16 protein-coding genes and 1 pseudogene are annotated in these 16,381 nt (G+C 39.9%); 11 read left to right on the top strand and 6 right to left on the bottom strand.

Features of this window, described 5'->3' with window-relative positions; all coding sequences use genetic code 11:
- Positions 1 to 98: 98 nt before the first annotated feature.
- The 8 genes and pseudogenes from I6F10_RS14750 to I6F10_RS14715 form a co-directional block, all read left to right on the top strand.
- A pseudogene (locus I6F10_RS14750) lies at positions 99 to 215 on the top strand (putative sulfate exporter family transporter); the annotation flags it as partial.
- A gap of 426 nt (positions 216 to 641) precedes the next feature.
- Positions 642 to 851, top strand: coding sequence for a cold-shock protein (locus tag I6F10_RS14745; protein WP_024595869.1), 210 nt, complete (start codon positions 642 to 644; stop codon positions 849 to 851).
- Positions 852 to 1,037: 186 nt separating this feature from the next.
- The gene (locus tag I6F10_RS14740; RefSeq protein ID WP_197099068.1) at positions 1,038 to 1,247 is read left to right on the top strand and encodes a cold-shock protein; all 210 of its coding nucleotides are present in this window, start codon (positions 1,038 to 1,040) and stop codon (positions 1,245 to 1,247) included.
- Between the two features lie 176 nt (positions 1,248 to 1,423).
- On the top strand, positions 1,424 to 1,633 hold the full coding sequence (locus I6F10_RS14735; RefSeq protein WP_007580429.1) for a cold-shock protein: 210 nt from the start codon (positions 1,424 to 1,426) through the stop codon (positions 1,631 to 1,633).
- A gap of 242 nt (positions 1,634 to 1,875) precedes the next feature.
- Complete coding sequence (locus I6F10_RS14730) at positions 1,876 to 2,085, top strand: cold-shock protein (protein WP_007580429.1); 210 nt, start codon at positions 1,876 to 1,878, stop codon at positions 2,083 to 2,085.
- 232 nt (positions 2,086 to 2,317) lie between these two features.
- The gene (locus I6F10_RS14725) at positions 2,318 to 2,566 is read left to right on the top strand and encodes a DUF3297 family protein (protein ID WP_002963088.1); all 249 of its coding nucleotides are present in this window, start codon (positions 2,318 to 2,320) and stop codon (positions 2,564 to 2,566) included.
- A gap of 168 nt (positions 2,567 to 2,734) precedes the next feature.
- On the top strand, positions 2,735 to 3,640 hold the full coding sequence (locus I6F10_RS14720; RefSeq protein ID WP_165744977.1) for a homocysteine S-methyltransferase family protein: 906 nt from the start codon (positions 2,735 to 2,737) through the stop codon (positions 3,638 to 3,640).
- Positions 3,627 to 5,168 (top strand): BCCT family transporter, encoded by a 1,542-nt coding sequence (locus I6F10_RS14715; protein WP_165744976.1) that lies wholly within the window; start codon positions 3,627 to 3,629, stop codon positions 5,166 to 5,168. Before I6F10_RS14720 ends, I6F10_RS14715 begins: the two co-directional genes overlap by 14 nt.
- A 161-nt stretch (positions 5,169 to 5,329) precedes the next feature.
- On the opposite strand, the gene I6F10_RS14710 is transcribed toward I6F10_RS14715, so the two are convergent.
- Entirely contained in the window at positions 5,330 to 5,746 is a 417-nt protein-coding gene (locus tag I6F10_RS14710; protein WP_165744975.1) for a MerC domain-containing protein, read from the bottom strand.
- A 141-nt stretch (positions 5,747 to 5,887) separates the two neighbouring features.
- Between I6F10_RS14710 and I6F10_RS14705 the strand changes: the two genes are divergently transcribed.
- Both I6F10_RS14705 and I6F10_RS14700 read left to right on the top strand, forming a co-directional pair.
- Entirely contained in the window at positions 5,888 to 8,299 is a 2,412-nt protein-coding gene (locus I6F10_RS14705) for a TonB-dependent receptor (RefSeq protein ID WP_165744974.1), read from the top strand.
- A gap of 32 nt (positions 8,300 to 8,331) precedes the next feature.
- Positions 8,332 to 9,720 (top strand): 5-methyltetrahydrofolate--homocysteine methyltransferase, encoded by a 1,389-nt coding sequence (locus I6F10_RS14700; RefSeq protein ID WP_165744973.1) that lies wholly within the window; start codon positions 8,332 to 8,334, stop codon positions 9,718 to 9,720.
- A 97-nt stretch (positions 9,721 to 9,817) separates the two neighbouring features.
- On the opposite strand, the gene I6F10_RS14695 is transcribed toward I6F10_RS14700, so the two are convergent.
- From I6F10_RS14695 to I6F10_RS14675, 5 genes are all read right to left on the bottom strand, one after another.
- A complete protein-coding gene (locus I6F10_RS14695; RefSeq protein WP_165744972.1) occupies positions 9,818 to 11,119 on the bottom strand; it encodes a DEAD/DEAH box helicase in 1,302 nt (433 codons plus the stop codon).
- 245 nt (positions 11,120 to 11,364) lie between these two features.
- On the bottom strand, positions 11,365 to 11,559 hold the full coding sequence (locus I6F10_RS14690; protein ID WP_165744971.1) for a hypothetical protein: 195 nt from the start codon (positions 11,557 to 11,559) through the stop codon (positions 11,365 to 11,367).
- A complete protein-coding gene (locus I6F10_RS14685; RefSeq protein ID WP_165744970.1) occupies positions 11,543 to 12,598 on the bottom strand; it encodes a GAF domain-containing protein in 1,056 nt (351 codons plus the stop codon). The genes I6F10_RS14690 and I6F10_RS14685 overlap by 17 nt, the downstream gene beginning before the upstream one ends.
- A 153-nt stretch (positions 12,599 to 12,751) precedes the next feature.
- Positions 12,752 to 14,572 carry a glutamine--fructose-6-phosphate transaminase (isomerizing) gene (gene glmS, locus I6F10_RS14680; RefSeq protein WP_197099067.1) on the bottom strand — a complete coding sequence of 607 codons (1,821 nt, stop codon included), beginning with the start codon at positions 14,570 to 14,572 and terminating at the stop codon, positions 12,752 to 12,754.
- A 38-nt stretch (positions 14,573 to 14,610) separates the two neighbouring features.
- Positions 14,611 to 15,375 carry a DeoR/GlpR family DNA-binding transcription regulator gene (locus I6F10_RS14675; protein WP_197099066.1) on the bottom strand — a complete coding sequence of 255 codons (765 nt, stop codon included), beginning with the start codon at positions 15,373 to 15,375 and terminating at the stop codon, positions 14,611 to 14,613.
- Between the two features lie 159 nt (positions 15,376 to 15,534).
- On the opposite strand from I6F10_RS14675, the gene I6F10_RS14670 reads away from it, so the two are divergent.
- A complete protein-coding gene (locus I6F10_RS14670) occupies positions 15,535 to 16,062 on the top strand; it encodes a sugar O-acetyltransferase (protein WP_197099065.1) in 528 nt (175 codons plus the stop codon).
- The last annotated feature ends 319 nt before the right edge of the window (positions 16,063 to 16,381 follow it).

Raw genomic sequence — 16,381 nt, 5'->3', positions numbered from 1 at the left:
AACGCATCTTCGAGATAAATGCCTATTGAAATAATTAAGTACCTACCTTCCAGTAGGGTCTATTTATTAAGCTTAGAGTAATAATATTGTGTACAAACGGTATGAAAACTAATTTAGGAAAACTAACCGAAGTAGGTATGAAACCCATTATTTTAATTGTGGCTGAAACACTTTGGATTGCGTTATTAATACTTGGATTTGTAATTTGGAGCTAAAGAATTACATTATTTAGGGTATATCTAAAAAAAATTTAGTAGGTAATTAGGTCATGTTTTAACCAATTAAAAGCTGTGTTTTGCCTACTTTAAAACTACGCACAAAAACAGGCTTAACGTATTGATTAAACAAAGCTTACCTTTATTTTAAAAGTATAAAATATCATCTTAATCATAACTAATTAGTTAAAAAAACAACAAACAAATAAAGTACTTACTCTAAAATAAATTTACAATAGGGCTTGGTATATACTTTAATTTACTGTTATCCTGCCTCGCATCGGGTTGACAGAAAACCCTATTTATTTGTAAGTACCACGTTGTTTTAGTAATAATCCTTCGCGTTATCCTCAGTTAAATGTATGTTTTCTTCCTGTTAAATTGCCTAATTTAAGGCGCACTTTTATTAATCCTTAGGATACTATTATGTCTACAACTACAACTGGTACAGTTAAATTTTTCAACGAAGCAAAAGGTTTTGGTTTCATCGAGCAAGAATCTGGTCCTGATGTTTTCGCACATTTCAGCGCAATCTCTGGCGACGGTTTCAAAACTCTAGCTGAAGGCCAACGTGTACAGTTTACTGTTACTCAAGGTCAAAAAGGTCCACAAGCTGAAAACATCGTTAGCATCTAATTGCTTTCGTTAAAATGGGTTAGCAATAACCCATTTTGAATACTAGTTTGAAAGAAGTTCTGTTTTATTTGTTAGTACCGAGTTGTTTTAGTAATAATCCCACGCGATATCCTCAAGTTAACTATTTTTTCCGGCTCAATCGCCTCTTTTCAGGCACACTTATATTAATTTTTTAGGATACATATTATGTCTAATACAACTACTGGTTCAGTAACATGGTTTAACGAAGCAAAAGGTTTTGGTTTCATCGAGCAAGAATCTGGCGCAGACGTTTTTGCACATTTTAGCGCAATCTCTGGCGACGGTTTTAAAACTTTAGCTGAAGGCCAACGTGTACAGTTTACTGTTACTCAAGGTCAAAAAGGCCCACAAGCCGAGAACATTGTTAGCATCTAATTGCTACACAATTTAATGGGTTAGCGATAGCCTAGTTTGAAAGAAGTTTTGTTTTATTTGTTAGTACCCCGTTGTTTTAGTAATAATCCCACGCGATATCCTCAAGTTAACTATTTTTTTCCGGCTCAATCGCCTCTTTTCAGGCACACTTATATTAATTTTTTAGGATACATATTATGTCTAATACAACTACTGGTTCAGTAAAATGGTTTAACGAAGCAAAAGGTTTTGGTTTCATCGAGCAAGAATCTGGCGCAGACGTTTTTGCACATTTTAGCGCAATCTCTGGCGACGGTTTTAAAACTTTAGCTGAAGGCCAACGTGTACAGTTTACTGTTACACAAGGTCAAAAAGGCCCACAAGCCGAGAACATTGTTAGCATCTAATTGCTACTCAATTTAATGGGTTAGCAATAGCCCATTTTGAATACTAGTTTGAAAGAAGTTCTGTTTTATTTGTTAGTACCGAGNCCCATTTTGAATACTAGTTTGAAAGAAGTTCTGTTTTATTTGTTAGTACCGAGTTGTTTTAGTAATAATCCCACGCGATATCCTCAAGTTAACTATTTTTTCCGGCTCAATCGCCTCTTTTCAGGCACACTTATATTAATTTTTTTAGGATACATATTATGTCTAATACAACTACTGGTTCAGTAAAATGGTTTAACGAAGCAAAAGGTTTTGGTTTTATCGAGCAAGAATCTGGCGCAGACGTTTTTGCACATTTTAGCGCAATCTCTGGCGACGGTTTCAAAACTTTAGCTGAAGGCCAACGTGTACAGTTTACTGTTACACAAGGTCAAAAAGGCCCTCAAGCCGAGAACATTGTTAGCATCTAATTGCTACACAATTTAGTGGGTTAGAGATAACCCATTAATATATTTACCTTTATAATTTTTTAATCAAATATCTTCAAAATCCCCTTCTATACATATTTTCCAAGCGCAATCTCATTTGTATCCGCAACTCATTAATTAGTGCATTTTTAAACACATTTACTACTATCTCTCTTGAGCGAAAGCTTTGTATTGCCTACAATAGCGCATACTTCATTCAATATAGAATATGACCATGAACGACACTACCGCAAAACCTGCTTTACCAGATCGCCTTTCTATTAATCCACGCAGCCCACATCATGTGGAAGAAGTTTTTGAACACGATATTGGTATCACGTTCAACGGCAAAGAGCGTTTTGATGTTGAAGAGTACTGCATCAGCGAAGGTTGGATAAAGTTTGCATCTCCAAAAGGGCTTGATCGTCGCGGTCAACCACTTTTACTTACAAGAAAAGGCACTGTTGAAGCCTTTTATAAGTAAGCTAATACTACTTACTAAAAAAGCGACACCATATTGGGTAGTCGCTTTTTTTGTGCCTTTTTAATAGGTTGAGCTTTTTTCATGCCCAACCTGATGAAGTTTCATTATGATTTTTTAAAAAATATGTTTGAATAGCGCCATATTATTTAGACATATAGAAGTCCATAAGTGAAAAAGGTAACAATTTTAGATGGCGGCATGGGACGTGAACTTAAGCGCATTGGCGCACCGTTCTCACAGCCACTTTGGAGTGCACAAGCACTTATAGAAGCCCCACACTTTGTAGCACGAGCTCATCAAGGCTTTATAGATGCAGGCGCTGAAATAATTACGGTTAACAGTTATGCCTGTGTGCCCTTTCATTTAGGTGAAGAACGCTACGAAAGCCAAGGCGCGTTACTCGCAGAGCAAGCGGCGCTTATTGCTAAAGAAGTAGCTCAAAATGCTAAACAAAGTGTATTAGTTGCAGGGTCATTACCCCCTGCATTTGGTTCATATCGCCCCGATTTATTTGAAAGTAAACGTGCTTTTACTATTTTAAATACCTTATACAATGCACAAAATCTCCATGTAGACCTCTGGCTTGGCGAAACAATATCGAGTATTGAAGAAGCACAAGTAATGGCAAGCGTACTTAAAGGCTCAACTAAGCCATGTTATTACGCATTTACCCTAAGTGATGAAGTAACTGAGCAGGCAACGCTGCGTTCAGGAGAGCTGGTAACCGATGCCATAACCGCACTACTTGAGCAGCAAAACATTGCAGGTATTTTCTTTAATTGCTCTATCCCTGAAGTTATTGAGCAAGCACTGCGTGATACTAACAACGTATTAATTAAGCAAAATAAAAAAGTATCGTTAGGCGCATTTGCTAACAGCTTTACTCCTATTTCAAGTGCTCACAAAGCAAATGAAGCAGTGCAAGACTACCGTGATTTATCTCCTAACGAGTATCTTGAGTTTGCAAAACAATGGCATAGCCTTGGCGCAAATATTATTGGTGGTTGCTGCGGAATTAATCCAAGCCATATCGAAGCACTCGTACAATGGAGAAACGCCATTGAAAAACCTTAACTTTGAGCTGGCTATTCCTGCAATTACATTAGTAATTACCTTATTAGTTATCTCAACTTTATATCCAGAGCAGTCACAATTATTAGCAAGCAACGCTATGCATTTTGTAACAGGCTGGTTTGGTTGGTTAGTAGAACTTGTGAGCTTGGCTTTAGTTGGTTTTTTATTTTGGTTAGCTTTTTCAAAGTACGGATCTATTAGGTTAGGTGAAGAAAAAAAAGAGCACTCTAACTTTTCGTACGGCGGTATGATTTTTACCGCAGGTGTAGGTGCTTCTCTTATATATTGGGGAATTGGTGAGCCTATGTATTATTTGCAATCGCCACCACTTTTTGCCGAACCAAATAGCTACGCAGCAGCAGCTTGGTCTGTTACTTATTCTATTTTTCATTGGGGCGTGACTGGCTGGGCCATTTACTGCTTTCCGGCAATCCCGTTTGCGTACGCGTTTTACGTACAAAAAAAGCGTACTTTAAAGCTCTCTACCCTTTGCGAACCTGTAGTAGGCAGCAATCCTATTATTGCTAAAGCAATCGATTTACTTGCAATTTTTGGCACCCTCGCAGCTTTTGCAAGCTCGCTAGCACTTACTGTATCTTTATTAAGTACTGGCGTTTCTGCATTATTAGGAATTAAAAACAGCTTATTACTCCAAGGCAGTATTATTTTATTATTTGTTTTAATGCTTGTTGCGGTAATGCTTGTTGGCTTTAAAAAAGGCATTAGTAAAGTGTCCGACTATACGGTTGTAGCAGCAATATGCTTTGCCTTATTTGTATTACTTGTGGCTGACTCTCAGTTTATTTTAAATAACTTTACCGACTCAATAGGTGTCATGCTCGATAACTTTTTTAGAATGTCACTTTGGACCGACCCAGTTCAAAAAAGTGGTTTTTCGCAATCGTGGACTCAATACTATTGGTTTTGGTACTACGCTTATTTAATTATGATGGGGCTTTTTATTACCCGCATTTCGCGTGGACGTACTATTAAAGAAGTTATTTTGTACACTATTTCGATGGGTTCACTCGGCTGTGCATTCTTTATATCAATCTTTGGTGGTTATGCAGTATGGGCACAATTAATTGGTGGCTTACCTGTTCAACAATGGATGAGCGAAGGCGGTTTAACGTTTGCAGTAGTTTCACTAATTCAAACTCTACCATCGGGTAATATTGGCTTAGTATTATTTTTGATTATTCAATTTTTTTTAATGCTAACGACTATGTCAAGCGCAAGCGTTGCCACCGCTATGTTGACAACTAATAAACTAGAACTAAATGGCGACCCCGATCATAAAGTTAAGCTTCTATGGGCTGGTGCAATTGCTCTCATTAGTTTTAGCGTATTTTTATGCGGTGGTGGAATAGATACTATTAAGTCACTCTGCGTTGTAGCAGGCCTACCAATGATGTTTATTTACATGATTTTAGTAAAGCAATTAATGATGCAGCTAAAGGGTGTGAATCAAATAAAAACACTTGATCAGTATGAAAGTATAAATTCCGAAACAGTTAAAGTGAATTAGTAACATTTTAAGGCCTCATATTATGAGGCCTTATTTACTATTACTGAGCATGTTACTACAGCATGAAAGAGGTCGCCTTTTAAAACAAAGAAGCCTTAGTATTTAAAATAAATCAGTATTAATTTAGCCGACGTAGCCATACCACCAGCAACAACTAAGCGTTAAACCATTTGATCCAATTTGCTACCTGAACACGGGCATTTTTCGTCATTTTGCTTAAGGCATTGCTGATAATTAAACCAATGGGCCACAGCAATAAAAGCCGAGCCTATTAAAGTTAGCGCTTTTTCGGCTATTTCATGCCCTAATAATACTGCGCATATCATAAAGGCTAGCCCTATAACGCCGCAGGCCATATAACGCATAAGTTTATGTTTTTTACAGCCTAAACTCAATGCCAACAAACTGGTTGGCATTACCGCCGTAAGAATCCATAAATGAAATTGCTCACTATCTATTTGCATTACAGCAAAGCTTGGTAATAACGCTAAAATAACCGGGGTTGCAAAACAATGCACTGTGCACATTACCGATAACCCTATTGCCATACGATCCATAACACTTTGACTCGACTTCATTATTTCCTCTACTAAATCAGTGTCTCCACTCAAAAACGTTACTTTTAAGGAGACATTTTAATAACATCAGTTAATTGCTGTTGATATACTATAACATTACTCGCATAATTGATATAATATAACATCCAACAAGGTAGTCAAATGAAACGTGAATCACAATTAGCTGTTCTCATCGCAGCTTTATTGCCGGCTAGTGTGCTTGCATCCACAATAGAAGGCGTTGTTTTAAACAACAAAGGTAAAGCAGTTAGCAATGCAACGGTAGAAGTTGAAGGCTCAGACCTTAAAGTAACCACCGATGAAAACGGTAAATTTTTTATAACCGAGCTAAAAAATGGCTTAAAAGAGCTTCACGTTGTAGCCCCTGGTTATGCGCATCTTCATCGCGATATAACAATAACTAATGATGAAAACCAATCGGTTACTTTTAATTTAAAGCGCTCGCCTATTGAAGTTATTGATATTGAAGCGACCCCTATTCATATGTCGGCAATGGAATCTGCATCGCCTGTTAGTGTTTTATCTGGCGAACAACTAAGACGACAACAAGCTGCAACCCTTGGCGACAGCCTTGAAAAACTCCCAGGCGTTAATACAAATTTTCACGGTAAAGTAGCCAGCACACCTATTATTCGTGGTTTAAGCGGCCCTCGCGTACTTATTACTCAAAATGGCCTTGATGTAAGTGATGTTTCGCGCGTTGGCCCCGATCACTCTGTTGCATCGGAGGCGTCTACCGCACAACAAATTGAAGTATTACGCGGCCCTGCAACGCTGTTTTATGGCAGTGGCGCAATTGGTGGTGTGGTTAATGTAGTAGATAACCGCGTACCCACCGACAGCACCACGCGTGGTGAATGGAACCTAGAACATAACTCGGTAGATAACCAAAAAGTGGCCTCGTTTAATGCCACCACAGGCACAGACTCGGTGGCTTTTTACGCCGATGCATTTTGGCGTGAGGCCGATGACTACGGGGTACCTGTAGCTGCCGATATACATAGCGACGGTGAAGGCCATAGTAGCGATTACAAAGTTGAAAACAGTAATGAAGAGTCTGACGATTTTACTGTTGGCGCTAGCTATTTAATGGATAACGGCTTTATTGGCTTAGCAGTAGAGCAATTTAATCGTCAATACGGTATTCCTGGTCATACGCACGGCGAGGAAGAAGAGGAAGAACACAACGACGAAGAAGAAAGCGTATTTGCTGATTTAGAACAAACTAAAGTGCAATTATTAGGTGAGTACAACCTAGATAATAAATGGCTAAACAAAATAAATCTCCGCGCTGGCCATACCGACTACGAACACGCTGAAATTGAGAGCGGCGCTGTTGGCACTACCTTTAAAAACGAAACCAACGAATTACGCATAGACCTACTGCATAACCAATTTAACGAATGGAATGGCGGTATTAGCTTTCATTACAAGCAAAGCGATGTTGAAGCACAAGGTGAAGAGGCCTTTACTCCTCCATCAGAGACCGAAAGCTTTGCTGTAGCGTTAATGGAAGAAAGGCACTTTGGTGATTTTTTAGTGCAGGTAGGTGCGCGTATTGAGCGAGTAACAATTGAAGCAGGCGACGTATTACTGCCAAATATTGACGCTCACGCACACGATGAAGCAGAAGAAGCCGACGAGCATGATCATGACCACGAAGAAAGCGCAGAAACCACTCGCGTATTTGATGTAGAGCATGAATTTACGCCAGTCAGTTTATCGGCAGGGGTAGTATGGAATTTTACATCTAACTATAACTTAGGGCTTTCGGTATCGCGCTCTGAACGTGCACCTTCTGCCTCTGAGTTGTTATCGTTTGGGCCGCATATTGGCACTGGCACTTACGAAGTAGGCGCACTATTTGATTTAGATGAAGATGGCCATTTGGGTTTATCTGAACAAGCAATTGACCTGGAAACAGCCAATAATATCGATTTAACCCTACGTAAAACTCAAGGCGATGTTGGCTTTATTTTAAATGCCTTTTACAACCAAGTAGATAACTATTATTACCAAATAGACACCGGTTTATTCGCCGAAAGTGGACACGACCATGGCGATGAAGAAGAAGGCGTTGACGAGCACGACCATTCATCAGAGCTACCCGTTTATTTATTTAAAACAGATGATGTAGTTTTACATGGTTTTGAAGCGCAAATTGCGTGGCAACTAACTAACGAGTTTAAGCTAGATGTATTCTCTGACTACGTTCGTGCACGCCTTAAAGACGGCGGCGATTTACCCCGTACACCACCGCTTCGTTTTGGCAGCGAACTAAGCTATCAAACAGATAAACTCAGTGCGCATATTCACGTAACTCGTTATCAAGAGCAAGACCGCACAGCCCCACAAGAAACAGCCACAGACGGTTACACCTTAGTTGATGCGAGCATCTCTTACGACCTTTCAGTGTTAAACCAAGATATGTCTGTGTACCTACGAGGCACTAACTTAACAGATACAGAAGCTCGCGTGCACAGTTCGTTTGTAAAGGATATAGCGCCACGTCCAGGACGTAGTTTTGCGCTAGGTATTCGCGGTTATTTTTAAGCGTTAAAAAATTATAATTAAAGGAAATAAACATGAAAAAACTATATCAATTAAAGCTTATTGCACTCGCTATTAGCGCTACATTTATTACGGCCTGTGGCGATGCAGAAACCAACATTGTGGAAAAAGATCCTATTGTTGTAGAAGACGAGCACGATCATGATGATGATCACGACCATGACGACGGCTATACCATACACTCACTTGGCAGGCTTGCCGTTCTGGCAGGTGACAGTAACGAAGCTAGCTTTTTTGATTTAGATAACAACGAATTACTTGATACATTTACACTAAACAATGACTCAAACACGTTATCTGCATCACCAGGCTTTCGTTATGCTGTTATTGCTAATCGTACTCAAGATTACCTAGGGTTTATAGACGGCGGTATGTGGCGCGAAGATCACGCAGAGCACTTGCATGATTATGAGCAAGGCCCTGCGTTTAGCAGCTACGAACTAACAAGTGGTAGTCGCCCTACACACTTAATAACTCACGACGGGCAATTAGCAATATTTTACGATGGCGATGCAGAAACCGGTACGCCTGCCTCAGTAGAAGTGCTAACCGATAACGATATTACCAATACAACAACTACATTAACGGGCATTAACTGCGACATTAACATGCATGGAGTAGCTGAGCCTCGCGGCGAGCATTTACTCTCAACCATTCGCCGCGACGATGCAAGTAATACATCTAATGCCAAAGTACTTCCCGATCAAGTGGGTGTTTATCATCTTCACGATGGTAATTACGAACTAGAGCAAACGTTAGAAATAACCTGCCCCGATTTACACGGCGCAGCACAAAATCACGATTATGTTGTATTTGGTTGTGGTGATGGTGTATTGATTGCCCATCAGCAAGATGATGTATACAGCGCTCAAAAAGTTGTAAATATAGATGCCGTAGGCGATCAGCGCATTGGTACTTTGTACGGCCATAAAAACAACGACACAATTTTTGGTATTGCCGCAGGGCATGATGGCAGTGGCTCAGTATTACTGAGTATTCATTCTGAAAATGCCGAAATGGAAGAAGTAGAATGGCAACTTGCTGATGGCGCAAGTGCTGTATCTTATTCTTTTTCAGCCAGTGGCGAGCACTTTTTAATATTAGACAGCTTAGGCTTTTTAAATGTATTTAGCGCACACGACCATGATGGCGAAATGCATTGGGAGCTTGAAGGCCAAGTTGATATTACTCAAGCAGACGTAACCACAATGCCCGAAGGAATGAGCTTTAGTATGACAGTGGCGCAAAGTGGTCAGTTTGCTTATATTGCCGACCCAATTACTCAACACATAGTGCAAGTGCACCTAGAAGACCTAGAAATTGAAAGTGAGCTAGAGCTTACTTTTGCTCCTAGTGCAATTACTTGGTTGGGTATTGCGCAAGATGAAGGTCACGACCATTAAATTAAAACTAACGCTTTAAGTTAAAGCCACAAAACAAAAAACCCGTAATTAAGTTTACTAATTACGGGTTTTTACAGCTATTTATTTAGCTCTATTGTTACTTACGGCGCCAGCCACTCCATACATCATCTATATCATCGGCTTTATTTTTTTTCTTTTTCTTACCAGAGCCTTCTGGCTTTGCCATCGGCTTTTCATTTTTAAGCGCCTCGGCAGCATCAAGATTAGCTTGGTTAACGGCAAAGCCAGCTATTTCCTCACGTTCAAGACGTAGTTTGTTTTTCTTCTCGATTATTTTAAAGTGATGAAAATCTTCATAATCAACCAATGAAAGTGCTAAGCCTACTTCACCAGCACGGCCGCTTCGACCAATACGGTGCATATAATCAGAAGGGCTGCGTGGTAGGTTAAAGTTTATTACCACTGGTAGCTTTTCAATATCCAAACCACGCGCAGCAATATCAGTTGCAATTAGCACCTCTATTTCGCCGGCTTTAAATTTTTCTATTACACGAGTACGCTCACTTTGGCCTTTATCACCATGGAAAACTTGTGCATTAACACCGCGCTTTTCAAGTTTACTAGCCAAGTGCTCACAGTCTTTTTTAGCGTTCACAAAAATCAGCACTTGGCGCCATTTATGCGTTTTAATTAAATGTGCTAAAACCGTGGTTTTTTCGCCTTTATTTACCGTAAACACGCGTTGAACAAGTGTGCTTTCATCTTTATTTTGTACTTGTATTTCAACTGGGTCGTTTAAAAGCTCTTGCGTTAATAGCTTAACTTGCTCAGGGAAAGTTGCTGAAAACAACATGGTTTGTTTTTTAGCAGGCATTAACGCTAAAAGATCAGCCAGCTCTTCGGTAAAGCCAAGGCTTAGCATGCGGTCGGCTTCATCAAGCACAAGTGTAGTTACATTATCGAGCTTAATCGCGTTACTTGAGATTAAATCGAGCAAACGCCCAGGCGTTGCAACAATAATATCGGCGCCACCACGCAGTGCCTGCATTTGTGTATTAACCGACACACCACCAAATACCGCCACCGTTTTAATTGCGCCATTAAAATTAGCAGAATACGATTTAACACTATCAGCCACCTGCGTTGCCAGCTCGCGTGTAGGTACCAAAATAAGCCCTGTTACAAAGTTACCTTTGCTCGGCGCTTTATTAGCACCTTGCGCTAAAAATAGCGTTTGTAGCATAGGCAAAGCAAAGGTTGCTGTTTTACCTGAGCCAGTATTTGCCCCCGCAATTAAATCGCTACCAGCCAGTACACTTGGAATCGCCTTAGCTTGAATTGGCGTAGGTTGGCTGTATTCCAAATCGGTTAAACGAGCTTGTAGCTCTGGTATAAGGCCAAGATCGTTAAAGGTGCTAGGGCTTGTTGCTGAGGTCATGAATATTACGGGCTCATTGCTAAAAAAGTAGCCTGTAATTTTAGCGTATTTAGCACTTATTAAGTAGGGATTAGTGATTTATATATCAATACCAGGTTGTGGCTAGTAACTTGAGCACAAAAAGACTTACTTATAGAGTAGCTTTTACTCCCTCTGTTCGTATCTATCTTACACAGAGCATAAAAAGGATAATAGAGTTAAAGATACTCTTGATGTACATAGATCCTAGCAAATCTTGCTAAAGATTAACCCAAAACTAAATTTTTCGCATAATCCAGAGATGCTTTTCTCTGCTCTTTGTACCAATCATCAATTACTTTAGGATTATATGCTTCAGCTGAAACGGCCTTCACTAGTTTATAGCCAGTAGATGCACTTATAGATTTAATAGCTACATCTGCGACGAAATCTCTTGATCCACTATCATTTTCTTTTTTCATCTGAGTCTCCCGACGAATTTGAATTACCTTTATTATGTGCTTGGTAAGCTTCTGCCGCAGCCAAGTATATAGCAAAGACCTTTGCGACAGTACTTAAAAATTGTAAGTCTCGATTTTCATTAAACTGTTCAGCAATTGCACTTGTTAATACTAATACACCAAAAGGTTGTTCGCCATTATTAACATCACCATCATCATTACATCTAAGGATTGGTATAGAAATAAAACTGCGATATCTAGTGTTATCACCCAATATACCTGCATCTTTAGCTAACTCATTGCTTAATATAATATCTGGACATATTTTTATCTGTTTATGCAAGAACGCTAACCCAACATGTCCGTGGCCAGGCTTCCATGATCGATTTCTTCTCCGCAATCGATTGTCACAATCCCTAATAAGAACATTCAGGTTGTCACTCTTCTCATCGTATGAATATAATGCAACATTATATAAGCTAGGTGAGGTGTAACCGAATAATGCCTCTCTTTCGAGAATAAATGGACGGATCATTGAACCGAGATCCTTATTTACCAGCAAGTCATACTCTTCAATACTAAGGGTACATTGTTCAGCCTCTAACCGATTTATATTTCCTATCGCGTTATCAACTACATGGGCTAAAATATATAATGTAGTTCGCTGATTACTAAAGAGGTCAGAAAGCTCTCGATACGCTTTTTTATACTTTGCCAATTCATCCCTAACTTCCTTCATATTTTTATCGTATTCAGTTTTAAGAGATATAGCTTCAGAATACAGTGTAAATTTACTATTATTTTGATGAACTAAATAAGAAACAGACAAGTGAATTAGTGCAAATATAATTATTAGCAGCCATATCGACCAAGATATTGAGTCATTAGTAGATAACCCATATATATACGAAATCCCTATTCCTATTAATATCGGAGCAACTAAAGTCGTCCATATATTAGAAAAAAGTAGAACATTACTTACAATTTTATCTGAGTAAAAATTATTCTGATTTGCCTTCGACATAAAGCTTTGCAAATGTTTAGTTTCATTTTTATCCATTAAAATACCCACTGACATACTGCTTAATTAAACTAAAGTAAACAGTAACATGTAAACTTCTCTTCGGGTAGACCTTGCTAGGGCTGCACTCAAATGAAAAAGGCGCATTAAGCGCCTTTTAATCTTTAATCGGTAATTACCAACCTTTTGATTTTACTCAACCGTAACCGATTTTGCTAAGTTACGTGGTTGGTCAACGTCTGTGCCTTTAATTACCGCTACGTAGTACGACAGTAACTGCAATGGCAGTGTGTAAACAATTGGCGCAATAATGTCGTCAGTGTGGTTTACGTTGATAACACGCATTGTGTCGTCTGACTCAAAGTGTGAATCTTTATCTGCGAATACGTAAATAATACCGCCACGTGCGCGTACTTCTTCTACGTTTGATTTAAGCTTTTCTAATAGCTCATTGTTTGGTGCTACAACAATAATTGGCATGTCGGCATCAATAAGTGCGAGTGGGCCATGTTTTAGCTCGCCCGCTGCGTAGGCTTCTGCGTGAATGTACGAAATCTCTTTAAGCTTAAGCGCACCTTCCATTGCAATTGGGTATTGCGAGCCACGACCTAAAAATAATGAATGGTGCTTGTCGGCAAACTCTTCTGCAAGATCTGCAATGCCATCAGCGAGTAGTAATGTTTCTTCAAGCTTAGCGGGTAGTACTTTTATAGCATTTACAATAGCACTTTGATCAAGCTGCTTTTCTTGCGCTATAGACGCAGTAAGCATTAACAAACCAACTAGTTGTGTAGTAAACGCTTTAGTAGAAGCTACGCCAATTTCAGCGCCCGCTTTGGTCATAAACGCTAGGTCTGATTCGCGTACAAGCGATGAGCCAGGTACGTTACAAATGGTCATTGATGCCATGTAACCTTGCTCTTTAGCTAAGCGTAATGCCGCTAGCGTATCGGCTGTTTCACCCGATTGTGAAATAGTCACAAGCAGGCTGTTTTCGTGTACAAACGACTGGCGGTAACGGAACTCAGAGGCGATTTCTACATTACAGCTAACGCCTGCAAATTGCTCAAGCCAGTAACGGGCAACCATACCTGAATGGTATGACGTACCACAGGCAATAATTTGTACGTGTTTTACGTCTTTAAATATTTGCTGAGCGCTGTCGCCAAAGGCATCAATTGCTACACGGTCGTCGTTTAAACGCCCTTCAAGAGTATTACGTAGTGCAAGCGGTTGCTCGTAGATTTCTTTTAGCATGTAGTGACGATAGTCACCTTTACCTGATGCATCTTGTGTGATATTTGATTCAATCACTTCGCGCTCTACAGCGTCGCCATTTTCATCAAAGATTTCAACAGTGTCACGCGTAATGCGGGCTACGTCGCCTTCTTCTAAAAAGATGAAGCTACGAGTAACTGGTAATAGTGCTAACTGATCAGACGCAATAAAGTTCTCGCCAAGGCCTAAACCAATAACAAGAGGGCTACCTGAACGTGCTACGATAATTTCGTTGTCGTTGTCTTTATCAAATACAACCGTGCCAAACGCGCCTTCAAATTGCTTAACAGCTGCCTGTACTGCAGCAAGTAAACTAGTGTGCTGCTTACGAAGCTTATGAATTAAGTGCACCATTACTTCGGTATCGGTTTCAGATAGGAACTCGTAACCATCTTCTTTAAGCGATGCGCGCAGGCTTGCGTGGTTTTCAATTATACCGTTATGCACAAGTGCTAACTGGTTGTTTGATACATGCGGGTGTGCGTTTTCTTCAGTAACGCTACCGTGTGTTGCCCAGCGTGTGTGTGCAATACCTGTATGACCGCTAACGCCAGCTTTCTCAAGTGCAGCTTCTACGTTTACTACTTTACCTACTGCTTTAACAGTATTAAGTGTGTTACCATCAAGCAATGCTACGCCTGCTGAATCATAACCACGGTATTCAAGACGTTTAAGGCCTTCAACTAAAATTTTGTTTACTGGACGTTCTGCAACTGCCCCAACTATTCCACACATAGTGTCTCCATTAATTTTAAATGCTTGCTACTAAGTAGCTATTCCATAATCTCTGCGCAAATTAGTTTTACACCACACGCCTCAATTGCTTTGCGTTTATCGTCTGCTAAGCCATTGTCGGTTATTAATGTGGTTACTATTTTCCACGGTAATTCTAAATTTGGTATTTTTCGGCCAATCTTATCTGATTCAACCATTACAATTACTTCACGAGCGGCTTTTGCCATTACTTGGCTCAAACCAACTAGCTCATTAAAGGTAGTAGTACCACGCTTTACATCTATGCCGTCAGCGCCAATAAATAGCTGATCAAAGTCGTAAGAACATAATACATTTTCAGCAACTTGCCCCTGAAATGACTCAGAATGTGGATCCCACGTTCCGCCGGTCATTAAAAGTGTCGGCTCGTTCTCGAGTGCTAATAAACGACTCGCTACTTTAATAGCGTTGGTCATAACAACTAGCCCACGCTTATCAGCAAGCTCAGGGATCATAGCTGCTGTGGTACGCCCGCTATCAATAATAATGCGGTTATGATCTTTTATAAGTTTTGCTGCAGCTTTTGCTATTGCGACTTTGCGCTTTGAATCTATTTCATCGCTAACAATTTCTTTAGGCAGAGCAATAGCACCGCCGTAACGGCGCAGCAATAAGCCACTTTTTTCAAGCGCGGTTAAATCTTTTCGAATGGTTACTTCAGATGTTTGAAACTGCTGTGCTAACTTTTCAACGGCTACTTCACCTAATTCATTAACTTGAACCAGTATATTGTGACGACGCTGCTGTGTGTTTCGTTTAGTCATAAAGCTCGTGAATTAAGTTTCATTTCGAAAGTTATGCGATTTTAAACGAAACAACCTAAATGGCAAGTGAACGAGCAAAAAAAACACAGTTTTATTCTAATAATAATAAAACTAAAAGTACGGTAAGCTATAACTAATTAAGCGATAAAGATAAATACAATGCAGTCATTTAACAGTATCAGTAAAGAATACTTAGCACAGCGAAAGCAAGCAGGTGAAACCTGCCGTTTATTTAATAAGAGCCCAAGTAAAGGCAACTTAAAACGTATCAAAGAGTTATTTTTAAAGTCGGGTGATGGTGTAATTATAGAATCAGGTTTTCATTGCGATTACGGCAATCAAATAGTTATTGGTGATCGTACTTTTATGAATATTAATTGCACACTTCTCGACTCGCCATTAGCCAATCACTCAATCACCATTGGTGATGACTGTTTAATAGGCCCGAACGTTCAGCTTTTAGCTGTGTCACATGCTACTAATCCAGCAGAAAGGCTTAATAAGGAAAACTTTGCAGGCCCTATCGCGTTAGGCAATAACGTATGGATTGGCGCAGGCGCTATTATTTTAGCGGGTGTGAGTATTGGTGAAAATAGTATTGTAGGTGCAGGATCTGTAGTAACTAAAAATGTAATGGCTAATACCGTGGTAGCGGGTAACCCAGCTCGTGAAATAAGAACATTATAGCTATTACCGATGCGATTTTAACGTCGGGAGTCGCTATGCTTGCCCGCCCTGCGTGATGATGTTGATATGAGTGTGTGTTAATTGCGCACATTTCACTTTTCTTCAGACGTAAAAAAGCCCGACTATTTCTAGTCGGGCTCTCTACAATGTGAGGTCTGGTGGTGTCGTAGTGCCCACAGCGGTAGAAAGTCACATAGCAAATGCTACACTCTCTTTGTGTCAGGGCGGCCTTCAATGGGTCTCGCCTTCGAGCTGTTTTGTTTCACTACTGAGTGCGGTTTGGGCTCTTGGCTATTTACTAAATCCCAGAAAGCAAAAA

The organism is Pseudoalteromonas sp. SWYJZ98, from assembly GCF_015864495.1.
GTDB classification, from domain to species: domain Bacteria; phylum Pseudomonadota; class Gammaproteobacteria; order Enterobacterales; family Alteromonadaceae; genus Pseudoalteromonas; species Pseudoalteromonas distincta.
The sequence above is the reverse complement of the archived record's forward strand: the minus strand, read 5'-3'. Positions and strand labels throughout refer to the sequence as shown.